Source organism: Sphingobium soli (assembly GCF_020782245.1).
GTDB lineage: Bacteria > Pseudomonadota > Alphaproteobacteria > Sphingomonadales > Sphingomonadaceae > Sphingobium > Sphingobium soli.
This window is the reverse complement of sequence record NZ_JAJGNP010000023.1, coordinates 23,914-45,343: the sequence shown is the minus strand read 5'-3', so window position 1 is coordinate 45,343 and position 21,430 is coordinate 23,914. Positions and strand designations below refer to the sequence as shown.

20 protein-coding genes are annotated in these 21,430 nt (G+C 64.5%); 5 read left to right on the top strand and 15 right to left on the bottom strand.

Annotation, left to right across the window (positions count from 1 at the left end; genetic code table 11):
* Positions 1 to 52: 52 nt before the first annotated feature.
* The 4 genes from LL253_RS18285 to LL253_RS18270 form a co-directional block, all read right to left on the bottom strand.
* The gene (locus LL253_RS18285; RefSeq protein WP_228228089.1) at positions 53 to 436 is read right to left on the bottom strand and encodes a hypothetical protein; all 384 of its coding nucleotides are present in this window, start codon (positions 434 to 436) and stop codon (positions 53 to 55) included.
* Between the two features lie 298 nt (positions 437 to 734).
* Entirely contained in the window at positions 735 to 1,865 is a 1,131-nt protein-coding gene (locus tag LL253_RS18280) for an ATP phosphoribosyltransferase regulatory subunit (protein ID WP_228228088.1), read from the bottom strand.
* Positions 1,866 to 1,997: 132 nt separating this feature from the next.
* On the bottom strand, positions 1,998 to 3,578 hold the full coding sequence (gene serA, locus LL253_RS18275; protein WP_228228087.1) for a phosphoglycerate dehydrogenase: 1,581 nt from the start codon (positions 3,576 to 3,578) through the stop codon (positions 1,998 to 2,000).
* 126 nt (positions 3,579 to 3,704) lie between these two features.
* Positions 3,705 to 4,865, bottom strand: coding sequence for a phosphoserine transaminase (locus tag LL253_RS18270; protein ID WP_228228086.1), 1,161 nt, complete (start codon positions 4,863 to 4,865; stop codon positions 3,705 to 3,707).
* A gap of 161 nt (positions 4,866 to 5,026) precedes the next feature.
* On the opposite strand from LL253_RS18270, the gene LL253_RS18265 reads away from it, so the two are divergent.
* The 4 genes from LL253_RS18265 to dapD all read left to right on the top strand — a co-directional run bounded on the left by LL253_RS18265 (position 5,027) and on the right by dapD (position 8,395).
* Positions 5,027 to 5,728 (top strand): extensin-like domain-containing protein, encoded by a 702-nt coding sequence (locus LL253_RS18265; protein WP_228228085.1) that lies wholly within the window; start codon positions 5,027 to 5,029, stop codon positions 5,726 to 5,728.
* Between the two features lie 117 nt (positions 5,729 to 5,845).
* Positions 5,846 to 6,721 carry an LOG family protein gene (locus LL253_RS18260; protein WP_037543158.1) on the top strand — a complete coding sequence of 292 codons (876 nt, stop codon included), beginning with the start codon at positions 5,846 to 5,848 and terminating at the stop codon, positions 6,719 to 6,721.
* Between the two features lie 166 nt (positions 6,722 to 6,887).
* Positions 6,888 to 7,553, top strand: coding sequence for a pyrimidine 5'-nucleotidase (locus LL253_RS18255; protein WP_009822884.1), 666 nt, complete (start codon positions 6,888 to 6,890; stop codon positions 7,551 to 7,553).
* Positions 7,554 to 7,555: 2 nt separating this feature from the next.
* Complete coding sequence (gene dapD / locus LL253_RS18250; protein WP_228228084.1) at positions 7,556 to 8,395, top strand: 2,3,4,5-tetrahydropyridine-2,6-dicarboxylate N-succinyltransferase; 840 nt, start codon at positions 7,556 to 7,558, stop codon at positions 8,393 to 8,395.
* 41 nt (positions 8,396 to 8,436) lie between these two features.
* Here dapD and LL253_RS18245 read toward each other — a convergent pair whose 3' ends face one another.
* The 11 genes from LL253_RS18245 to ectA form a co-directional block, all read right to left on the bottom strand.
* Positions 8,437 to 9,426, bottom strand: coding sequence for a DUF2891 domain-containing protein (locus LL253_RS18245; protein ID WP_228228083.1), 990 nt, complete (start codon positions 9,424 to 9,426; stop codon positions 8,437 to 8,439).
* Positions 9,423 to 10,361 (bottom strand): DUF979 domain-containing protein, encoded by a 939-nt coding sequence (locus LL253_RS18240; protein WP_228228082.1) that lies wholly within the window; start codon positions 10,359 to 10,361, stop codon positions 9,423 to 9,425. Before LL253_RS18240 ends, LL253_RS18245 begins: the two co-directional genes overlap by 4 nt.
* Positions 10,358 to 11,035: a DUF969 domain-containing protein gene (locus LL253_RS18235; protein WP_228228081.1), complete on the bottom strand. Its 678-nt coding sequence runs from the start codon at positions 11,033 to 11,035 to the stop codon at positions 10,358 to 10,360. Before LL253_RS18235 ends, LL253_RS18240 begins: the two co-directional genes overlap by 4 nt.
* Positions 11,036 to 11,044: 9 nt before the next feature.
* On the bottom strand, positions 11,045 to 13,216 hold the full coding sequence (locus LL253_RS18230) for a penicillin acylase family protein (protein WP_228228080.1): 2,172 nt from the start codon (positions 13,214 to 13,216) through the stop codon (positions 11,045 to 11,047).
* Positions 13,217 to 13,284: 68 nt separating this feature from the next.
* Positions 13,285 to 14,616, bottom strand: a complete 1,332-nt coding sequence (locus tag LL253_RS18225; RefSeq protein ID WP_228228079.1) for an MFS transporter — start codon at positions 14,614 to 14,616, stop codon at positions 13,285 to 13,287.
* Positions 14,613 to 15,860: an MFS transporter gene (locus LL253_RS18220; protein ID WP_228228078.1), complete on the bottom strand. Its 1,248-nt coding sequence runs from the start codon at positions 15,858 to 15,860 to the stop codon at positions 14,613 to 14,615. Before LL253_RS18220 ends, LL253_RS18225 begins: the two co-directional genes overlap by 4 nt.
* Positions 15,861 to 15,887: 27 nt before the next feature.
* A complete protein-coding gene (locus tag LL253_RS18215) occupies positions 15,888 to 17,336 on the bottom strand; it encodes an aspartate kinase (protein WP_228228077.1) in 1,449 nt (482 codons plus the stop codon).
* Entirely contained in the window at positions 17,333 to 18,253 is a 921-nt protein-coding gene (gene thpD, locus LL253_RS18210; protein WP_228228076.1) for an ectoine hydroxylase, read from the bottom strand. The genes LL253_RS18215 and thpD overlap by 4 nt, the downstream gene beginning before the upstream one ends.
* Positions 18,254 to 18,344: 91 nt before the next feature.
* The gene (locus LL253_RS18205; protein ID WP_228221037.1) at positions 18,345 to 18,758 is read right to left on the bottom strand and encodes an ectoine synthase; all 414 of its coding nucleotides are present in this window, start codon (positions 18,756 to 18,758) and stop codon (positions 18,345 to 18,347) included.
* 14 nt (positions 18,759 to 18,772) lie between these two features.
* Positions 18,773 to 20,083: a diaminobutyrate--2-oxoglutarate transaminase gene (ectB, locus tag LL253_RS18200; RefSeq protein ID WP_009822895.1), complete on the bottom strand. Its 1,311-nt coding sequence runs from the start codon at positions 20,081 to 20,083 to the stop codon at positions 18,773 to 18,775.
* A gap of 3 nt (positions 20,084 to 20,086) precedes the next feature.
* Complete coding sequence (gene ectA, locus LL253_RS18195) at positions 20,087 to 20,590, bottom strand: diaminobutyrate acetyltransferase (protein ID WP_228221038.1); 504 nt, start codon at positions 20,588 to 20,590, stop codon at positions 20,087 to 20,089.
* Between the two features lie 272 nt (positions 20,591 to 20,862).
* On the opposite strand from ectA, the gene LL253_RS18190 reads away from it, so the two are divergent.
* Positions 20,863 to 21,363 (top strand): MarR family winged helix-turn-helix transcriptional regulator, encoded by a 501-nt coding sequence (locus LL253_RS18190; protein ID WP_156784201.1) that lies wholly within the window; start codon positions 20,863 to 20,865, stop codon positions 21,361 to 21,363.
* Positions 21,364 to 21,430 lie beyond the last annotated feature (67 nt).

Genomic DNA, 21,430 nt, shown 5'->3' with positions numbered 1-21,430 from the left:
ATCCGAACCCTACCAGAAGATCGACGGTGGCCACCCTCTCAGGGAAACCTTCCTACACCACCCCGCGGGACACGACCCAGGTTGCGGGGCCACGTCCGATCCCCGGATTAGGCAACCACTGACGCGTCAGAACGAACTTCACGCTGCCGAAGATACGAGGAACGCGCAGGACATAGAGATCGCCATCGAGCAAGAGCACCATCCGACCCGGGCATAGATCCTCTTTCAGCAGATCGCCGTAGTTGTCCTCGTACCATTTATGGATCGCTTCGCTCAGTGCCGCATTCTCGTGCAATTCCGGCGGCATACGCACGGCGTCACCACCGAACGGCATGCTAAGATTATACGTCATCGAAACTTCGCGCATCGCAAACATCGGTCGCCACGGGATATCGACGCCTTCATTGATAAGCTTGAGGTCAATCTGCGCCATCATAGCTTCATATTGTGGCCCAAGTTCAGGCGGCCGTTGAAAGGTCATACTCACCCCCTCGCATATTTCGGACGCTCGCGAAACACACCGCCGAATGAACGGCAGCGTTCAGCACGATGGGGATTGGACATAACGACTGCTGTTGGCTCGATCCCGCCAAACTGATCGAAGGCAGACGACGCCTCCGCCTGAGATGCCAGCCTTCGCTGGCATGACGGGATGGGGTAGGCAATCTTCATGGCGGCCCGTGGCCGGTCAGGCGGCGGTTTGGCCTGAGCCTTCGTGCCGCCCATCCTTGCGATCAATAGGCGCGCGGTTCGCTGCCATCGAGCCAGTGGGAACAGCGTTGGGCGGCGCCGTCTTCGCCTTCGCTGAGCGCGGCGATGGTGTGCCAGCCTTCGCCGCGTAGTTCCGCCGCGCGGGCGGGGTCGTGGCCCAAGGGCAGGAACAGGCGTTTCGGGCTGTCGCCGCCGAAACCCGCGTCGATCAGCGGGTCGGGATAGAGGGAAAAGCCCATCGCCGGTTCATCCGCGCCGTCGGCGCGGGCGATGGCGTAGCTGCCGCCGCGGCCGATCTCGCCGACGAAACCTTCGGCGAAGATCGAGAAGCCGAACCAGTTCTGGAATTCAAAGCCATGCCGTTCGGTCGGATCGAGCGTCAGGGTGATGTCCCAGCCAATGGGCTTGGCGATGGCGCGCAGGCCTGCGATGCGGCTGTCGATCGCGCCGCCGACACGGGCGCTGAACGCCTCCAGCCGCTCCATCGCGGCATGGAACGGGCCGGTCGCTTCGATGAGCGGCAGATAGGCGGCGGCGGCCGGGCCATGGGCGGCGAGCGCGCCGGCATCCTTGGCGTCCAGTTCGGCGCGCACCGCCTCGACCTGGGCATCGCCAAGCGGCAGCGGGCCGGCGGCGAGCATGTCGACAAGGTCGGGCAGCGTGAAGTCGATGGTGATGCCGGTGACGCCGGCGGCCTGCAACGCCTCTATCGCGATGTTGACGATTTCGACGGCGGCGGGGACGCTGTCGCTGCCGATCAGTTCCGCGCCCAGTTGCATCTTTTCGCGTTCCGGGCGCAGCTGGGTCGCCTTCTGCCGGATGACGGGACCGGCATAGGACAGGCGCAGCGGGCGCGGCGCGGCGGCCAGGCGGGTGGCGGCGATGCGGCCGACCTGCGCGGTCATGTCCGGGCGAAAGGCCAGGGTCCGTTGCGACACGGGATCGACGACGCGCACCAGATCCTGCGCGCGCATGGAGGTGAGCCTTTGCGTCAGCGTATCCTCAAACTCCGCGAGCGGGGGCATGACTCGTTCATAGCCATGGGTCGCGACCGTATCGAGCACGCGCCGCACCAGCAGCGCGGAGGCTTGCGCCTGGGGCGGCAAGCGGTCGGACAGCCCTTCGGGCAGGAGGCCGGGGGGGATGGTATTCATGAACGGCCCTTTAGCGGAAATTGCAGGTGAGGCCATCCCCCGGCTCCGTTCGGTTCGAGCGTGTCGAGAACTGTTCTCGACGATGCTTCTCGACTTCGCTCGAAGCTGCTCGAACCGAACGGTGAGGCCGTTTCACGCGAAGCGGAGCAGCTTGACCTGGTTGACGCCGGTGAGGTTGCAGATTTCCCAGCGCAGCGGTTCGGTGACAGTACCATCGACCGAGAGCAGCAGCACCGCTTCGCCGCCCTGGTCGCGGCGACCAAGGTGGAAGGTGCCGATATTGACGTTCGCTTCGCCGAGCGTCGAGCCTAGGCGGCCGATGAAGCCGGGCGCGTCCTGGTTGACGATGTAGAGCATCGTGCCGCCAAGATCGGCCTCCACCTTGATGCCGAACAGTTCAACGAGGCGCGGCTGGGCGTGACCGAACAGCGTGCCCGCGACCGAACGATCGCCGTTGGCGGTGGTCACGGTGACGCGCACCAGCGTCTGATAGTCGCCTTCGCGGTCATGGCGCACTTCGCGCACGTCAAGGCCGCGTTCCTTCGCCAGGAAGGGCGCGTTCACCATGTTCACCGTGTCGGAATAGACGCGCATCAGGCCCGCGAGGACGGCGGCGGTGATCGGCTTGGGATTGAGCTGCGCGGCCTGACCCTCGACCTCGACCGCGACGCCGGTGATGGCGTCGCCTTCCAGCTGGCCGATCAGCGAGCCGAGCTTTTCGGCGAACGCCATATAGGGCTTCAATTTGGGCGCTTCCTCGGCGCTGAGGCTAGGCACGTTGAGCGCATTGGTGATGCCGCCGTCGAGCAGATAGTCGCTGAGCTGTTCAGCGACCTGCAATGCGACATTGACCTGCGCCTCGTCGGTCGATGCGCCCAGATGGGGGGTGCAGATGAAGTTCGGGGTGCCGAACAGCGGCGATTCCCTGGCCGGCTCGGTCTGGAACACGTCGAGCGCCGCGCCCGCGACCTGGCCGCTGTCGAGCGCATCCTTGAGCGCCGCTTCGTCGATCAGGCCGCCGCGCGCGCAGTTGATGATGCGCACGCCCTTCTTGGTCTTGGCGAGGTTTTCGCGGCTGAGGATGTTGCGCGTCTGGTCGGTAAGCGGCGTGTGCAGCGTGATGAAGTCGGCCTTGGCCAGCAGCGTGTCGAGATCGGCCTTTTCCACGCCCATTTCAACGGCGCGTTCGGGCGTCAGGAACGGATCGAAGGCGACGACCTTCATCTTGAGGCCAAGCGCGCGGGTCGCCACGATCGAGCCGATATTGCCCGCACCGATGAGGCCCAAAGTCTTGCCGGTGACTTCGACGCCCATGAAGCCGTTCTTTGGCCACAGGCCCGCTTGCGTCTGGGCATTGGCTTCGGGCAGCTGGCGCGCAAGCGCGAACATGAGCGCGATGGCATGTTCGGCCGTCGTGATGGAGTTGCCGAACGGCGTGTTCATGACGATCACGCCCTTGGCCGAGGCATAGGGGATGTCGACATTGTCGACGCCGATGCCGGCGCGGCCGATGACCTTGAGGTTCGTCGCGGCGTCGAGGATCTCCTTCGTCACCTTCGTGGACGAGCGGATGGCGAGGCCGTCATAGTCGCCGATAATGGCCTTCAATTCTTCGGGGGTCTTGCCGGTGATGACATCGACATCGACGCCGCGTTCCTGAAAGATGGCGGCGGCGCGGGGGTCCATTTTGTCGGAAATAAGGACTTTGGGCATGACGAATTGCCTTTCTTTGCAATTCGTCATCCTGACGAAAGTCAGGATCTCAGGCGGCCAGGTCGGACCTGGAGGCCCGAGATCCCAGCCTTCGCTGGGATGACGGGTATATCAGGGAAAAGATGTTTAAGCGGCCTTGGTCTGGGCATAGGCCCAGTCGAGCCAGGGGCCGAGCGCTTCGATATCAGCGGTTTCCACCGTCGCGCCGCACCAGATGCGCAGGCCCGCAGGCGCATCGCGATAGCCCGCAATGTCATAGGCAGCGCCTTCCTTTTCGAGGAGGGCGGCGAAGGCCTTGATGAAGGCTTCGTCCGCACCCTCCACCGTCAGGCAGACGCTGGTCTTCGAGCGCGAGGCGGGATCGGCGGCGAGATGGCCGAGCCAGTCGCGGTCAGCCACGATCCTGTCGAGCGCCGCCGCATTGGCGTCGGAACGGGCGATCAGGCCATCAAGGCCACCCAGCGACTTGCCCCATTCCAGCGCGAAGATCGCATCCTCGACCGCCAGCATGGAGGGCGTGTTGATCGTTTCGCCCTTGAAGATGCCTTCGGCAAGCTTGCCCTTGGCCATCAGGCGGAAGACCTTGGGCAGCGGCCAGGCGGGGGTGTGGGTTTCGAGCCGTTCGACCGCGCGGGGGCCAAGGATCAGGACGCCATGGCCGCCCTCCCCGCCCAGCACCTTCTGCCAGGAGAAGGTGGCGACGTCGATCTTGGTCCAGTCGATATCATAGGCAAAGACCGCGCTGGTCGCGTCGGCGAAGGCCAGGCCCTGACGGTCGGCGGGAATCCAGTCGGCATTGGGCACGCGCACGCCAGAGGTAGTGCCGTTCCAGGTGAAGAGCACGTCATGGCCGAAATCGACCTGGGCAAGGTCGGGCAGCTGGCCATAATCGGCGCGGATGATGGTGGGGTCGAGCTTGAGCTGCTTGGCGGCGTCCGTCACCCAGCCTTCGCCGAAGCTTTCCCAGGCAAGCGTGGTGACGGGGCGGGCGCCCAGCATCGTCCACATCGCCATTTCAAAGGCGCCGGTGTCGGAGCCGGGGACGATGCCGATGCGGTGCGTGTCGGGCAGCTGCAAAATCTCGCGCATCAGGTCGATGCAATAAGCGAGGCGGCTCTTGCCGATCTTGGCGCGGTGCGAGCGGCCGAGCGAGTCCGTGCTCAGCTTGTCGGCGCTCCATACAGGCGGCTTGGCGCAGGGACCGGAAGAGAAAAAGGGGCGCGCCGGCGTGGTGGCGGGCTTTGCGGCAGGCGCAATGGTGGCGTCGGCGGCAGTCAGATCAGTCATGTCATGCTTCTCCTTGCAGAGAGCGCGCGCGGCGTTGGGACCGCGTGGCCCGTCGGCCGCCCTAAAGATCGCGACGAAAGAGTCAAGGTGATTGTCGGAATGCGACGAGCCGAGCGGGCGGTTAACTTTCGTAAAGGATTGGCTTGGTAAACATCTGATTCATGGAAAAGCGGGCGATGAGCAATCTGCGCGGCGCGGCCACGGCTGCGTTCTTGGCAAGCATGATGACACTGGCGGGGTGCGGCGGTGACCTGGTGCCGCGCGGCAAGGTGGCGCGCGCGTCGAAACCGGTGCGTGCGCCCGCGCATGCGACGCGCCTGCCATCGCAACCCGCGCTGGAAACGCGGCAATGTTTCGCCAAGCTGCAATCCCAGGCGGTGTCTTTCACCCCCCTGCCCGACCGCAATTTCGGCGGTGGGTGCAATGCGATCAACAGCGTCAAGCTGCTGGACATCGGGGTGCCCACGACAGGGCTGGGCGCGATGACATGCAACCTGGCCGCCAATTTCGCGGCGTGGGCGCGCTATGGCGTGCAGCCCGCCGCACGGGTCGTCTTTGGTGCGGAAATCGAGAAAATCGAGACGTTCGGCACCTATAATTGCCGGCCGATCGCCGGACTGAGCAAGCTGAGCGAACATGCGCACAGCAACGCCATCGACGTGTCGGCCTTTGTCCTGTCGGACGGGCGGCGGATCACGGTGCAGCAGGGCTGGCATGGCGACCGGCGGACGCGCCAGTTCCTGAGCCTGATCCACGCCAGCGCCTGCAAGCGCTTCAACACGGTGCTCAGCCCGGACTATAATGCCGCGCATCACGACCATTTCCATTTTGACATGGGCGGGCGTGGAGGGTTTTGCCGCTAAAGCGGCGAGGAGGGTTTTGCCGCTAAAGCGGCGGGGTGGTTTTTGCCGCTGAGCCAGAAGGCGATTCTGTGACCGGGCGTCTTGGCAATGTCATCGCCGACGCCTAATTGGCCATGGATGACAAGAAAAGAGATTGAGGAACGCAAGTTCCGCCCCGCCCGCGAAGAGGCAGGCGACGCCGCCAAGCAGACCGGCACCCCCCAGACGCAGAGCGCGGCCTACAGGCTGGCCTTCCAGGACGACGAGTTCCTGCTGCGCGAAGACCTGCGGCCCGTTCGTTTCCAGCTGGAATTGCTCAAGCCCCAGTTGCTGATGGATGAGGCGAAGATCGAATCGACCTTCGTCTTCTACGGTTCCGCGCGGATTCCCGAACCCGATCAAGTACAGGCGCGGATCGACGCCGCGCCGACGCCGGAGCTGAAACGGCTGGCGGAAAATCTGGGGAAGAAGGCGCATTATTACGAAGAAGCGCGCAAGCTGGCGCGCATCGCCGCCCAATATCCGGTGAATGCGGCGGGATGCCGCCATTTTGTGGTCTGTTCAGGCGGCGGCCCGTCGATCATGGAAGCGGCCAATCGCGGCGCGCAGGATGTCGGCCAGACCACCATCGGCATGAACATCGTCCTGCCGCACGAGCAGGCGCCCAATCGTTTCGTGACGCCGGAGCTGAGTTTCCAGTTCCACTATTTCGCGCTGCGCAAGATGCATTTCCTGCTGCGCGCGCGGGCGCTGGCGGTGTTCCCCGGCGGCTTCGGCACGTTCGACGAGATGTTCGAGCTGCTGACGCTGATCCAGACCGGCAAGATGAAGCCCATTCCGATCCTGCTTTACGGTCGGGACTTCTGGAACCGGGTGGTCGATTTCGAGGCACTGGCCGACGAAGGGGTGATCTCCCACAAGGATCTGGACCTGCTGACCTGGGTGGAAAACGCGCAGGAAGGATGGGACGCGGTGCAGCGTTTCTACGAGGATAGCGACGCGCCGGGGTGCTAGACCAGGCCGTTCCGTTCGAGCGGCCTTGGCTTGTCGAAGGCGAGAACCATTCTCGACCGACGCATCTCGACAAGCTCGACGCCGGCTCGAACCGAACGGGTTCGTATGGTCGATCTTCTGCCCTCTTTCCCTTGCCCTCTTTCCCTGGCCGCTTTAGGGCGCGGCCATGTTGCCGGCGCTTTCCCATGTCGATACCTGGATCTTCGATCTGGACAATACGCTCTATCCGGCGAAGGCGGACCTGTTCGCGTTGATGGACGTGAAGATGGGCGAGTATATTCAGGGCCTGCTCGGCTGCGACCCGGTGATCGCGCGGGAAACGCAGAAGCGATACTTCATGGAGCATGGCACGACGCTGGCAGGCCTGATGCACCACCATGGCATCGAGCCGGGCGACTATCTGACCTATGTGCATGATATTTCGATGGACCGGCTGGCGGTGGACGAGGCGCTTAACCGCCATATCGCCGCGCTGCCGGGACGCCGCCTGATCTTCACCAATGGCGATGCGGACTATGCCGGGCGCGTGCTGGAGCGGCTGGGCCTTGGCGGCGCATTCGAGCTGATCCATGATATCCACGCCTGCCAATATGTGCCCAAGCCCGATCCGGCCGGTTATGACGCGCTGTGCAAGGTTCATGATGTCGACCCGACGCGCGCGGCCTTCTTCGAGGACATGGCGCGCAACCTGCGGCCCGCCAAGACGATCGGGATGACGACCATCTGGGTCAATAACGGGTCGGAAGCGGGCAATCATGACCATCATCCCGACTTTATCGATTTCGAAACCGACCATCTGACGCCGTTTCTGGCGCGCATTCTGGGGGAATGACCATGAGCCAAGACCTTATCGCCATCATCGACGCGGCCTGGGAAGACAGGGCCAATGTGACCCTGCAAACGCAGGGCGACGTGCGTCAGGCGGTCGATCGGGCGCTTGGGATGCTGGACAAGGGCGAGTTGCGCGTCGCCGAGCCGACAGAGGCGGGCTGGCAGGTCAATCAATGGGCGAAGAAGGCGGTGCTGCTGTCCTTCCGCCTGAACGACAACGCCCTGATCGAAAACGGCCCGGGCGCCGGCCATTGGTGGGACAAGGTGCCGAGCAAGTTTGCCGGTTGGGACGAGGCGGCGTTCCGTGCCGCCGGCTTCCGCGCCGTGCCGGGGAGTTTCGCCCGCGCCGGATCGCATATCGCCAAGAATGTCATCCTGATGCCAAGCTTCGTCAACATCGGCGCCTTCGTCGATGAAGGCACGATGGTCGACACCTGGGTGACGGTGGGCAGCTGCGCGCAGATCGGCAAGAATGTCCATTTGTCAGGCGGCGTGGGTATCGGCGGCGTGCTGGAGCCGTTGCAGGCCGATCCGGTCATCATCGAGGATGATTGTTTCATCGGCGCGCGGTCCGAAGTGGTCGAGGGCGTGCGCATCGGCAAGGGATCGGTGCTGTCGATGGGCGTCTTCATCGGCCAGTCGACCAAGATTGTCGACCGCACCAGCGGCGAGGTCTTCATGGGGCAAGTGCCGCCCTATTCGGTGGTCGTGCCCGGCAGCCTGCCCGGCAAGCCGCTGCCCGACGGCACGCCCGGCCCCAGCCTCTATTGCGCGGTGATCGTCAAGCGCGTCGACGCGCAGACGCGGTCCAAGACCGGAATCAACGAATTGCTGCGCGACTGACGAGGCGGGTTTCGGGGAGGGCGCGGCCCCTCCCCCTTTCTTCATTCCAGCGCCAGCAGCGCGAAGGTGGCGAGCCAATGTTCGCCCATATAATCGCCCGCGACATGGGGCAGGCTGGCGTCCAGATGGACGCGCGCGGCCTGCTGCGCCAAGGGATGGACCGGGTCGCTTTCGCCCAGCGCCGCCGCAATGCCGCGCCAGCACCAGGCGCGGCTGAGATTGAGGCCGTCGAGATGCGCGATCTTGCCATCGCTGCGATCTGACACGGTGGCGGGCGTGAAGAGCGTCGCCGGCTCGCCTGCTTCAACGTCCGGCAGGAAGGCGTGAAACCATGCGGCAAAATCCGTGCGGTCGATGAGGCGGCTCATCAGCAAGGCTTCGCAGAGCGCCGGGGACAGAAATTCGTCGCCGCCCGGTTCCCACGCCTGACAGGCGCGATCCTGTGCGAACCAGTGCAGCGCGCGATCATGGATCAGCGCGGCAAGCGCGTCGTCGCGCCCCTGCGCCCAGTCGCGCGCGAGGATGAGGGCGAAGGCGATGTTGAAATGGGTGCCGACCCGCAGCGGATAGGTGAGCCTGGGCAGGAACGCATGGAAGCGGGCGGCGAAATCGTGCGCCAGCGGCTCCAGCGCCGCCGCCCAGGGCGCATCATGGCGCGCCAGTTCCGCGTGCAGCGCCAGCGCCCAGGCCCAGCCATAGGGGCGTTCGAACCCGGCGCTCATCGGGCGAGCGAGATAGGCGCGCTCGCCTGCGACATTGGCGGGCGTCAACATCGCGTCGGCGCGCGCGCGGATGGCGGGCGCCTGCGCCATGGCGGGATACAGCCGCATCAGCCGCATCACCTGCCACCAGCCATGGACGCAGCTGTGCCAGTCGAAGCTGCCGTGGAAGATGGGATGATGCTCCCGCGGCGGCCGGGCGTCCTGCGGCCCGGTCAGCACCAGGTCCATCTTGAAGGGATATTCGCGGCCGAGATGCGACAGGGTGAGGCCGGCGAAACGGCTGGCGATGTCGGGGGTGAGCAGGGTCATGGAAAGGCGAGCCAGTAAATGAGGAGGATGTTGACGACAAGCAGCGGGACGGCGGTGCCGACCTGCCGCTTGATGACGCCATGCTTGTCCTTGAGGTCGAGCAGGGCGGCGGGCACGAGGTTGAAGTTCGCGGCCATCGGCGTCATCAGCGTGCCGGAAAAGCCCGCCAGCATGCCGATGGCGCACACGATCGCCGGGTCGCCATCATAGGTGCGGATGAGCAGCGGCAGGCCGATGGCGGCGGTCATCACCGGGAAGGCGGCAAAGGCGTTGCCCATGACCATGGTGAAGAGCGCCATGCCAAGGCCATAGGCGATGACCGCGCCCAGGAGGCTGCCCTGCGGGATCGCCATGCTGACGATCTGGCCGACGACATCCCCCACCCCTGCCAGCGCGAACACCGCGCCGAGGCTGGCGAGCATTTGCGGCAGGATGGCGGCCCAGCCGACCGAATCCATCAGCCGCCGCCCCTGCTGGAGCGGTTCGAGCGGAGATGCGCGCAGCCAGAGGCAGCCCAATACCGAGGCGATCAGCACACCCAGCGCCAGGGCAATCAATGTCGCCTGCTTGCCATCGAACCAGTCGGGGGCTTGCTTGAAGGCGAAGGTGCCGATGAGCGCGGTCGCAGGAATGATAAGCGCGATGACGAACAGGCGATTGCCCATGCGATCGGCCCGGTCGCGGCGCACGGCGTCGGGCAGCGCGGACTGCCCCCGCCCCATGCCGCCCAGCCCAGCCAGCGCGACAAGGCCCAGCAGCAGGACGCCATTGCCAAGATCGCCCAGCCAGTCGCCACCCCACATGCTGAGCGCCAACAAGGCCCAGAAGGCGGAGGTGGTCCAGCGGCGCGGATTGGTGCGGTCGCCAAGGCCCAGCAGGGCGAAAGCGGCGAACATCGCGCCAGCGACGGCATAGACCCAGTGCAGGGTAATCATGCCGGGTCCTCCGGTGCGCTGCGCTTCAACCTGCGGTCCAGGCGCCAGAGGCGAAAGCCATGGATCAGGAAGGCGGCGATGGCGGTCGGGATCGCCCAGACCGACAGATGCAGCGGCTCCAGGCTGATGCCATATTGTTCCAGCAGCCCCTTGATCAGCAGGATCGACCCGATGGCGAGGAAGATGTCCTCGCCGAAGAACAGGCCGATATTGTCGGTCGCGGCGGCCCAGGCCTTCACTTCCTCGCGCCGGTCATCGTCGAGATCTCCGGCCTGCGCCTCTGCCGCCGCTTCGGCGATCGGCGCCACCAGCGGGCGCACCGTCTGAGCGTGACCCGCGACCGATGTGAGGCCTACCGCCGCCAGCCCCTGGCGCAGCAGCATATAGCCGGCGAGGAACTGCCCCACAGTCGCGCCGCGCATCTTGGCGATGAGGCCGCGCGCGCGTTCCTGCAAGCCATAGGCTTCCAGCAGGCCGACGACCGGCAACACGATCCAGATGATGCTGACATAGCGCGCTTCGTTGAACGCCTTGCCGAAAGCGGCGAGGATGGTGAGCAGGTCAAGATCCGCCGCTAGCCCCGTGACGATCGCCGAGGCAAGGATCACCAACAGCGGATGGAAGCGCAGCAGGAAGCCCGCGACGATGATGGCGATGCCGAGCAGGACCCACATGGCCGCGACCTACTGCCCTGGCCGATAGCGGCGTTCGACATGGCCGGCGAGTTCATCGGGATAGAAATAGACGGGCCGCAAGGCGCCGGCTGCGTAATGCGCGGACTGGTCGTTGAAATGGGGCGAGGCGGGATCGCCGCTTTCGCCGCCGACGCTGACCGCTTTGGCATGGACGCGATCGCCGAATTCGACGGCGGCGATGAAGCTGTTGCCGCTGGTGCCATACCATTTGCGCGTGCCGGGATAGGCGCGCGCGCCGAAGGAGGCGAGCGAACCCCAGCGCGCCGAGCTGAACGGCACGGCGATGCTGGGCGCGGCATCGCTGAAATCCTGGGTGATGGCGCCGGTCAGTCGCTGCAACCGGTTAATGTCGCCCCAAGGCGTGCGCCAGGTGCCGAAATCGCGATCCAGCCGCTGCACCACGCCCACCAGCAGGGTCAGTTGCACATCAGGGGACGCGGCGGCCATGCGATCATAGAGGGTGCGCGGCGCCCCCTGGCTATGGTCCAGCGTCCATTGGCGCAAATCCTCCGCCCAGTGCGCCGCAAGGCTGTTGGGGACAGAGGTCAGACCCCAGCGATAATCCCAGTCGCGCAGCATGGCGATCGGCTGCGCCAACATTGCCTTGCGCGCATCCGTGTCGGGCAGATTGTCCCAGGCCTGCACGAGCGGCGGCAGGAACCGCGCGAAGGCGGGCTGGTAGCTGTCGAACGCCGCCGCCCGGAGCGTGTCGATCGTAAAATCCTGTCCCGCCGACAGCAGCATGACGGCATGGTCGCCGCGCGGATTTTCGCCCATCATGTCCATGTAGCGCGGAAAGTCGACCGCCTTCTGGCTGTCCTTGCCCGCCGCCGACCAGGGACCGTTATTGGTGTTCTGAATCCAGCCGCCCGGCGGGTTGCGCAGACCCGGCAGCGCGTCGAGCGGCGTCAGTCCTTTCCAGTCGGTGGCGGGATCGGTGCCGTCCACTGGCCGCGTATAATCGAAACGGTCATCGCGAAGGGGGACGAATTGCGGGTGCAGATAGGCGATGGTGCCATTGGCGTCGGCAAAGATGGTGTTGTTGGACGAATTGGCCTGACGTGTCGCCACTTTCACAAAGGCGGCGTAATCGCGCGCCTTCGTCCGCAAAAAGGATTGCTCCAGCACGGGGATGGGCTTGTCCATCATGGCGAAGGCGACCCATTTGCCGTCCTGATCCCCGATGATCGGGCCATGATGGGTGCGATAGACGGTGAAGCGGCGGTCGGCGCGGCCTCCGTCTGACGTGCGATAGGCGATGGTGACGGTGGAGGCGCGGACCGGGCGCTGTTGCCCGCCATAAAGATAGGTCAGCGTGCCGTCCGGCCGGCGCGTCACGGTTTCGAGAAATTCGTCGACGGCATCGACCGTGCTGGAGGTGTGCATCCACCCGGCGGTGGGATTGAACCCCTGATAGATGAAGAATTGGCCCCAGGTCGCCGCACCATAGGCGTTGAGCCCTTCGTCGCTGGTCACCTGCAGTTCGGAGCGGAAGAAGAAGCTGGTATGCGGGTTGATCCACAGCAGGGCATGGCCGCTGGCGCTCTTGCCCGGCGCGATGGCGAAGCCGTTGGAGCCGCGCGGTTCGGGGTCGGGATCGGCCATGGCGAGCGGGCGGCCGCCGGGCGCGCCGTAAAAGGCCTTGAGCCGATCGAGCGGGATGCGTTCGATGTCGCCGCCGATGCTGCCTTCGGTGAAGCTGAGCGCCATCCAGGGTTCAAAACGGGTGATGACGCGCGGCTTTACCTGCGGGTGCGTGGCAAGATAGTGGTTCAGCCCATCGGCCCAGGCGTCCATCAAGGCGCGCAACCAGGCGGGACTGGCGGCATAGTCGGCGCGCAGCTTTTGCGGGTCCATATAAAGGCGCGCACGCAAATCCTGCCAGATCGCGTCTTCGCCATCCGCCTCCGCAGTGCGGCCGAGCGCGGTCAGATAGTTGGCCTCGATCCGGTTGAAGTCATCTTCGGCCTGGGCGTAGATCATGCCGAACACGGCGTCGGCGTCGCTGCGGCCGTGGACATGGGCGATGCCCCAGTCGTCGCGCTGGATTGTGACCCGCGCCGCCTGTTCCTGCCAGCGCGCCCTATCGGTCTTTGCGGCGACGGGATGGGCGGTAAGAAGGACGGGCAGGATGCAGGCGAGCGACAGCATGATTTTCATGGCTGCCAGCTAACTCGCTTCGCGGCCCCCTGTCATCCCCCCCTGTCATCTCCATGGTCTGTTTCGCATCAGGTCCGCGCGAACGGATCTTCGCGCAGGGACTTGCCTGCCGTTTCGGGCATGTAGCGCAGCGCGACAAGGCCGACGAGGCAGGCCGCCATCATCAGGAAGGCGGGCATGAGTTCGTTGCCGGTCCAGGAGATGAGGCCGCTACCGATCGCAGGTGCGGTGCCGCCGAACAGCGAGGTCGAGACGTTATAGGCGATGGCGAAACCGGCAAAGCGCACTGAGGTCGGGAATAGCGCGGGAAATGTTGCGGAGATGGTCGCGAGCTGCGGCACATAGCAGAGGCCAAGCAGCACGAAGCCGATGATCGCGCCGACAAGGCCTGTCGCCATCAGCAGGTAGAGCGGCACGACGCCGACGAGCAGGCTGAGCAGCGAGACGCGCCACATCGCCCGTCGCCCGACCCGGTCGGACAAATGCCCAGCAAAGGGCAGGAAGACCATCATAAAGACCATGCCGATGATCGGCACCACCAGCGCTTCGTCCGTAGTGAGACCGATGCGCCGCTGAAGATAAGTGGGCATGTAGCTGAGCAGCGTATAATTAACGACATTGAGCGCCACGACGAGGCCGCCCACGACCAGCATCGGCCGCCAGTGGCGTTCCAGCAATTGGCCGAGGCTGGGGCTTTCCGCCTTGCCGCTGGCCTGCCCATCCTCGCGGAAGATCGGCGTATCCTCCATGCGGGCGCGCAGATACATGCCGATAAGACCCATGGGCGCGGCCACCAGAAAGGGGATGCGCCAGCCCCATGCGTGCATGGCGGCGTCACCCAGCAGCAGCGAGAAGCCCAGCATCAGCAGCGCGCCGAAGGAAAAGCCCGCCAGCGTGCCGAATTCCAGGAAGCTGCCGTAAAAGCCGCGCCGGTCATCGGGTGCATATTCGGCCATGAAGGTCGCCGCGCCGCCATATTCGCCGCCGGTCGAAAAACCCTGCACCATGCGCAGCAGGATGAGCAGCGCCGGCGCCCAGAAACCAATGCTGGCATAGGAAGGGATCAGCCCGACCGCTAGCGTCGCGCCCGACATCATCAATATGGTGAGCGCGAGCACGGATTTGCGCCCCATGCGATCACCCAGCGGTCCCCAGAAGAGGCCGCCCAGCGGACGGACGAGGAAGGAAATGGCGAAGGTCGCGAGCGCGAACAACACCGCGTCATCCACTTCTCCCGGAAACAGCGCCGCGGAGATATAGGTCACGCCATAGGCATAGATGCCATAGTCGAACCATTCGGTGGCGTTGCCGAGTGCCGAGGCCGCAATGGCCCGCCGCAGCGTCGCCTGATCGACAGACCCGGCCGCTCCGGGGGGCGCGGCGATGGTGGTGGCGGTCATGTCGTGTCTCCATCGGGCAGATGATCTGCGGTATTGGGGTCAAGCAGCGACGCCATCGGGGTCGTGCGCGGCACGATCTGGAAATCCTGCTGCTCGGGCGCGGGCACCGGATCGGAGGACAATTGACGCCACAGGCCAAAGCCCAGTGTCGCGCCGGCGCACAAAGCGATGAACAGGAAGAGGCCGCTTGCGCCCGCCAGCGTCATCATCGCCGCCGCGCCCATCGGCCCCAGCGCCGCACCGACCGAATAGAGCAGCACCAGCCGCCCGCTCGCCGCGACGCGTTCGGAGGCGAGCAGCCGGTCATTGCTGTGCGCGACGCACAGCGGATAGAGGGCGAAGCTCAGCCCGCCAAAGGCCGCGCCCAGCACCAGCAGCGGCAGGCCGCCCCGGCTGAGCATCGACAATGCAATGCTGACCGCCAGGGTCGCGGCGAAGCTCCAGACGATCACGGCCCGCCGGTCATAGCGGTCCGACAGGCGGCCGAGCGGCCATTGCATCGCGACGCCGCCCAGAATGACGATCATCATGAAGCTGGCGGTCGCGCCCAGATTAAGACCAAGGCGACGGACATGCACGGCGGCCAGTCCGTAAAAGGCGCCCAGCATCAGCCCGGTCGTCACCGCACCGATCACGCCCAGCGGCGATGCGGCAAAGAGCGAGCGCAGCGAAAAGGCCGTCGCCTCCTGCGGCGCAGGCGCGCTCGACCGGGTGAGACAAAGCGGAATGATGGCCAGCGAGATGAGGATGGAGGCGATCTGGAACGGAATGGCGGGCAGCGTCCCGCTCGCGCCCAGGAGCAACTGGCCGACCGCCTGGCCGGAATAGAGCGCGACCATATAGGCGGCAAGGATGCTGCCGCGGGTTTCCACATCGGCCCGGTCGTTGAGCCAGCTTTCAAGGCAGATGAAAACGCCGGCCACGCAGACGCCGTCGATCAGCCGCAGTGCCGTCCAGAGTAAGGGGTGGTCGAGCAATACATAGGAGAGCGTGCTGGCCGAAAGCAGCGCGACGAAGGCGGCGAAGGCGCGGATATGCCCCACCTGCCGCACGATGCCCCCCGCGCGCAGAGCACCTATCACAAGCCCGCCGAAATAGGCGGTGGCGACCGCGCCGATGGCCATGGTGCCGGCACCCGCCCGCTCCAGACGCAGACTGATGAGGGTCGATAAAAAGCCACTGCCCGCCATCAGCATGAAGATGGCGAGCAGCAGGCTCTGAACGGGACGAATCGCAGCTATCATCTGGAGGCGCCCGGCGGCGCGCGGCGCTCAGGCCGCGCGCCGACCCTCCGCTGCTGCGGGTTCGTCATTATCCTCCACCAGCGCGCGGTGCAGCGCGGCGACGGCAGCGTCATATTGGCGGACATCGACAACGAACTGGACATCCACATTGCGGATCTGATGCTGCATAGCGATCACATCGATATCGGCCTGCGCCAAGGCTTTGAGCGCGTCGGGCATCAGGCCGGGGCGTGAAATGTCGCTGCCGATCACGGAGACGATCGCCACGGGGTGGGCGGAAATGGACGCGTCGGGATACCGGTCCTGCAAGTCGCCGATGACCTGCTTCACCTTGACCGCGTCGGCTGACAGATAATGGGTGATGGTGTTGGCGTTGGACGCCTTGCTGACGATCCATATGCCATGGCGGGTCAGCACCTCCAATATGGCGGCGTCATAGCCCTTCACCCCGACCATGTCCTGTTCGAAGAACTGGAGCGCCTGCGCGGTGCGGATGCCGGTGACGATTTCGACGCGGGGCGTGTCCGACACATAGTCGCCGCAGATGAGCGTGCCGCCATCTTCCCGGTCGAACGTGTTGCGGACCCGCAGCGGGATGTCGGTCTGCCGCAGGCCGCGCCCGGCGCCGGGATGGATGGCCTCCATGCCAAGATTGGCGAGCTGGTCCGCAACATCATAATTGGTGCGGCCGATCTTGCGCGCCTTGTCGGTGCCGACCAGCTTCGGGTCCGCGCTCGACAGGTGAAATTCCTTGTGGATGATCGCCTCACGCGCCTGCGTCAGCACGGCGATGCGCGAAAAGGTCATTTCGGAATAGCCACGCGCATAGCGGCGGACCATGCCCTCGCTGCACCCGGCATAGCCGGTGACGATCGGCAGGGTGGTGGCAAGATCGATGGGGGCGAACGCCTGTTCGATCCGTTCATCAAGGCCGCGCATATCCTGCTGATCCCAGAGCGTCAGATCGACAAAGCAGGCGTTGACCCCGCGATCGCGCAGCAGCAGCGCGGTCGAATGGGCGCTGTGCGCTTCGCCGAGCCCGGCAAGCAATTCGCGCACCGTGATCAGCTGTTCCTTGACGCAGAACCGGCCATGGCTGCGCAGGCGGGCCAGATCGTCGAGGCAGGCGGCAACCGCGTCGATGCGCGCATCGACAAAGGCATTGGCTTCGGCCAGGCTCTCGGCACGCGCGAACATATCGGCGTTGCGCGCATGCATAGCGCCGCGCACCGTTTCGATCGCGTCGCGCCAGCCATCGGCGCCGTCGTCGGCGACGAAACGGGCATAGACGCCCGGCTCGCCCGATTTCTTATGTTCCAGCAGCAGGTCGGTCATGCCGGCATAGGCGGACACGACGAAGACGCGATTATAAAGGTCCGCGCCCTTGCGCCCTGCGATCAGAACATTGTCGAACAGCACGGCGGTGGCCGCCATCGACGTGCCGCCGATTTTTTCCACACTATGTTGGCCGCTCATGCCAGCGCCTCCTCCATCAAAAGTCCCTTGACCGGCGTAATGGCCTCCGGCTCTCCGCGCGCAGCGATGAATTCGGGGCGCGGTTTGTCAACGCCGAAGGGCGCAGTCAGGCGGTTGCTGACCGCATTATAGACCATGAAGGCGTTGGCGCGGGGGAAGGGCGTGATGTTGCCGTTCGACCCGTGCATGGTGTTGCAGTCAAAGATGACGACCGACCCGGGCTTTCCGGTCGGCGCGACGATGCCATGCTTGTGCGCCAGTTCGGCCAGGCTGTCTTCGTCCGGCACGCCATATTCCTGTTTCTTCAAGGACTGGCGATAATGATCGTCGGGCGTTTCCCCGATGCAGGTGAGGAATGCCTTGTGGCTGCCGGGAATCAGCATCAGCGGGCCGTTATTGGGCGTGTTGTCCGCCAGCAGCACCGACATGGACAGCGCGCGCATGCGCGGCATGCCGTCTTCCACATGCCAGGTTTCAAAATCGCTGTGCCAGAAAAATTCCTTGCCGGTGAAGCCGGGCTTATAGTTGAGGCGCGACTGGTGAATGTAGACGCGATCACCCAGCAGGAACTGCGCGACGCCGGCCAGACGGCTGTCGGCGGCCAGGCGACCGATCACATCGCTCTGCGCGTGAATCTTGAAGATCGAGCGGACTTCCTTGCCGCCCGGTTCGGTGATGACGGTTTCGTCTTCCAGCGCTTGCGGATCGGCCAGCAGCTTGCCGGCCTCGCGCTGCAGGAATGCGACTTCGGCGTCCGAGAAAATATCTTCCAGGACAAGAAAGCCGTCGCGGTCGAACTGGTCGGCCTGGGCGCGGCTGACGGGTGCGTCGTCGCGCCATTGGCTATGCACGACAGGATCGAGGCGCGGCAGAAATTCCGCCACATCGGCGTGGCGGGACGGGTAGACGTCTTGCATGGGACTTCCCCCCTTTTGATGGTGATGACTAAAAATCGAGCGAGGCTTTCCGTCCGGTCTCGCTACGGACGGAAAGCCTTCGCACCGCCGGTCAATCGGCGAATGCGGGTTCCTTGACCTGCTCGGAATCGGCGGGATAGGCGCCGCTTTCGTCATGCACTTCCTTGCCCGTGACAGGCGGATTGAAGACGCAGGCGCACAATATGTCGGTTTCGGGCCGGACGATATGCTTGTCATGCTTGTCGAGCGCATACATGACGCCTGGCGCCAACTGGTGCGTCACGCCCTCGCCCAGATCCTCGATCGTGCCGGTGCCCTTGAGCACCAGAACCGATTCCAGATGGTTCTGATAGTGCATGTGCAATTCCTCGCCCGCGTACATCGTCGTGACGTGGAAAGAAAAGCCCATATTGTCGTCCTTCAGCTGAAGGCGGGCGCTTTCCCAGCCCTTGGACTTGATGTTGCGGTCGGACTTGCGGATGTCCTGAAGCTTGCGGATGAACATGTCTGTCTTCTCCTTTATTCTGCGGCGACGCCATAGGTGACGGTCAGCGCGGAACGGACGGCTTCCTCAAGAATGTCGAGACCCGCCGAAAGGACGGCGTCGTCGATCACGAGGGGCGCCAGCACCTTGACGATTTCGTCATGCGCGCCGCTGGTTTCGATGATGAGCCCCTGCGCAAAGCAGGCGGCGGTGATGGTTCCGGCGACCTCGCCCGACCCCACGTCAATGCCGCGCATCATGCCGCGACCGCGAGTCGAGAGGCCATGTTCGGCGGCCATCGCGTCGAGCCGCCGCTCCAGCAGCGCGCCGCGACGGGCGACGTCCTGCTGAAAGGCGTCGTTGCTCCAGAAATGGCGCAGCGCAGCCGTGGCGGTAACGAAGGCGTGGTTGTTGCCACGGAAGGTGCCGTTATGTTCGCCCGGCGACCACTGGTCGAGTTCCGGGCGGAACAGGGTGAGGGCAAAGGGCAGGCCCATGCCCGACAGCGACTTCGCCAGCGTGACGATGTCGGGGGTGAAGCCCATGCCTTCGAAGCTGAAGAAATTGCCGGTGCGACCAACGCCGGCCTGAATGTCATCGACGATCATCAGCGCGCCGTGGCGCTTGGCGATTTCGGCGATCTTACGCAGCCATTCGGGCGACGCGGCATTGAGACCGCCTTCGCCCTGCACGGTTTCAACCAGAATGGCAGCGGGGGCATCCAGGCCGCTCGACGGATCGGACAGGCGGCGCTCCAGCAGTTCGGCCGTATCCACGTCGGGGCCATGATAGCCGTCATAAGGTTCATGACTGACATGGTTGAGCGGCACGCCCGCGCCACCGCGCTTGGCGGCGTTGCCGGTACAGGCGAGCGCCCCCAGCGTCATGCCGTGGAAACCGTTGGTGAAGGCGATCACCAGTTCGCGCCCGGTGATCTTGCGCGCCAGCTTGATCGCGGCTTCGACCGCGTTGGTGCCGGTCGGTCCGGTGAACATGGCGCGATAATCCAGGCCACGCGGCGTGAGAATGACGTCTTCCAACGTCGTCAGGAAATCTTCCTTGGCGTCGGTGTGAAGGTCAAGGCCGTGGGTCACGCCGTCATTGGCGATATAATCCATCAGCGCGGTCTTGAGCACCGGATGATTATGGCCATAATTCAGCGTCGAGCAGCCCGACAGGAAGTCGAGATAGCGACCGCCCTGCGTATCGTGCATCCACACATCCTGCGCCTTGTTAAACTGGCGGGGCATCGAGCGGGCATAGCTGCGCACGCCCGATTCGCGGCGTTCATAAATGGCGCGGTCGGGAATGGACGAGGTCGGTTTGGGAAGAAGGGTCGTGGTCATGGTTCAAATGTCCTCCTGTTGGTGCCGCCCCTTTGGGGTCAGCGGACCGATGCGCGCCTGCCATTCAGTGGCATGGGCACCGGCGAAATGGGCTTCGCGTTCGAAACGGGCGGTCTTTTCCAGTGGCGCGCCCCAGTTGCGGGCCAGCCCCTGAAACAGCGCCCAGGACGCGTCATTGTCATCAGTGATGGTCGTCGTCAGATGCGTGACGCCATCCTGTTCCGGCCGGCCAAGCAAGGCATCGATCATGCGGCTCGCGAGGCGCTGGCCACGCGCCGCGGATGACACCGCGACCTGCCAGACGAAGAAATTTTCCCGGGCGACGGGCGGACGATAGCCCGATACCCATCCGACCACCGCGCCGTCGCGGGTCGCAACGATGCAGCTGTCGGCGAAATCGGTGCATTGCAGCAGGTTACAATAGGCCGAATTGGGATCGAGCGGCGGGCATGCCGCGATCAACGCCGTAATGGCCGGCCCGTCAGTGCCGACAGGCTTGCGAAACATGATGTCCTGCTCCGTATCCGGATCAGGACGCGCAGAAGCCCGTGGCGGCACAGCCGCTGTAGCTTGAGTGTCGAAGATTGTTCATCTCCCGAATTATTTTCTAGGTGAAGGACTCAATGCCTTCTCGATACGGGCTGGAATATGCCATTTTTGACGAATTTTTCAACCCCAGCCTTGAAATTTTATTTTGCAGTGCGAAGTATTTTGGCTGGCGGAAAAAGGAGCGAAGACAATGTTGGTGGCCATGCTTTGGTTCCGCTATGGAGCCAAATATGCATGCTAATATCGCCACCCAGACCCTGCGCGCGCTCCGCCGGATAATGCGCGCCACCGAGATTGGCAGCCGCCAGCTGGCAGCGGCCACCGGCCTGACGCCGTCGCAATTGCTGGTGCTGCGCGAGATCGATTCGCGCGATGCAGCAACGCCCGGGGCCATCGCCCATGCGCTGCATTTCAGCCAGGCGACGATTACCACGATCGTCGATCGGCTGGTCGCGCTCAACTATGTCCAGCGTCAGCGCAGCGAACGCGACAAGCGCCAGTCGCATCTGCGAATCCTGCCGGACGGCGTGGCCGCGTTGGCGGATGCGCCCGATCCCTTGCAGACGAAGTTCACCGACGGGTTCGGCAAATTGGAGCCCTGGGAACAGGCGATGATCCTGGCGTCGGTCGAACGCCTGTCATCCTTGATGGGCGCGCAGGATATCGACGCCGCGCCGCTGCTGGACAGCGGACTGATCGACCGGTCAGAACCGGTATGGCAGGTCGATTAGGCGAGACCAGCAGCGTTTCACAGGGCTCGCTTCAACTTCCCCCTGTCCTACAGATAACCATATGGGA

What these genes read in the sequence shown, in the direction of transcription:
- LL253_RS18285 (WP_228228089.1), bottom strand. Translation starts at nt 436, where the DNA reads ATGATGGCGCAGATTGACCTCAAGCTTATCAATGAAGGCGTCGATATC.
- LL253_RS18280 (WP_228228088.1), bottom strand. Translation starts at nt 1,865, where the DNA reads ATGAATACCATCCCCCCCGGCCTCCTGCCCGAAGGGCTGTCCGACCGC.
- serA (WP_228228087.1), bottom strand. Translation starts at nt 3,578, where the DNA reads ATGCCCAAAGTCCTTATTTCCGACAAAATGGACCCCCGCGCCGCCGCC.
- LL253_RS18270 (WP_228228086.1), bottom strand. Translation starts at nt 4,865, where the DNA reads ATGACTGATCTGACTGCCGCCGACGCCACCATTGCGCCTGCCGCAAAG.
- LL253_RS18265 (WP_228228085.1), top strand. Translation starts at nt 5,027, where the DNA reads ATGGAAAAGCGGGCGATGAGCAATCTGCGCGGCGCGGCCACGGCTGCG.
- LL253_RS18260 (WP_037543158.1), top strand. Translation starts at nt 5,846, where the DNA reads ATGACAAGAAAAGAGATTGAGGAACGCAAGTTCCGCCCCGCCCGCGAA.
- LL253_RS18255 (WP_009822884.1), top strand. Translation starts at nt 6,888, where the DNA reads ATGTTGCCGGCGCTTTCCCATGTCGATACCTGGATCTTCGATCTGGAC.
- dapD (WP_228228084.1), top strand. Translation starts at nt 7,556, where the DNA reads ATGAGCCAAGACCTTATCGCCATCATCGACGCGGCCTGGGAAGACAGG.
- LL253_RS18245 (WP_228228083.1), bottom strand. Translation starts at nt 9,426, where the DNA reads ATGACCCTGCTCACCCCCGACATCGCCAGCCGTTTCGCCGGCCTCACC.
- LL253_RS18240 (WP_228228082.1), bottom strand. Translation starts at nt 10,361, where the DNA reads ATGATTACCCTGCACTGGGTCTATGCCGTCGCTGGCGCGATGTTCGCC.
- LL253_RS18235 (WP_228228081.1), bottom strand. Translation starts at nt 11,035, where the DNA reads ATGTGGGTCCTGCTCGGCATCGCCATCATCGTCGCGGGCTTCCTGCTG.
- LL253_RS18230 (WP_228228080.1), bottom strand. Translation starts at nt 13,216, where the DNA reads ATGAAAATCATGCTGTCGCTCGCCTGCATCCTGCCCGTCCTTCTTACC.
- LL253_RS18225 (WP_228228079.1), bottom strand. Translation starts at nt 14,616, where the DNA reads ATGACCGCCACCACCATCGCCGCGCCCCCCGGAGCGGCCGGGTCTGTC.
- LL253_RS18220 (WP_228228078.1), bottom strand. Translation starts at nt 15,860, where the DNA reads ATGATAGCTGCGATTCGTCCCGTTCAGAGCCTGCTGCTCGCCATCTTC.
- LL253_RS18215 (WP_228228077.1), bottom strand. Translation starts at nt 17,336, where the DNA reads ATGAGCGGCCAACATAGTGTGGAAAAAATCGGCGGCACGTCGATGGCG.
- thpD (WP_228228076.1), bottom strand. Translation starts at nt 18,253, where the DNA reads ATGCAAGACGTCTACCCGTCCCGCCACGCCGATGTGGCGGAATTTCTG.
- LL253_RS18205 (WP_228221037.1), bottom strand. Translation starts at nt 18,758, where the DNA reads ATGTTCATCCGCAAGCTTCAGGACATCCGCAAGTCCGACCGCAACATC.
- ectB (WP_009822895.1), bottom strand. Translation starts at nt 20,083, where the DNA reads ATGACCACGACCCTTCTTCCCAAACCGACCTCGTCCATTCCCGACCGC.
- ectA (WP_228221038.1), bottom strand. Translation starts at nt 20,590, where the DNA reads ATGTTTCGCAAGCCTGTCGGCACTGACGGGCCGGCCATTACGGCGTTG.
- LL253_RS18190 (WP_156784201.1), top strand. Translation starts at nt 20,863, where the DNA reads ATGCATGCTAATATCGCCACCCAGACCCTGCGCGCGCTCCGCCGGATA.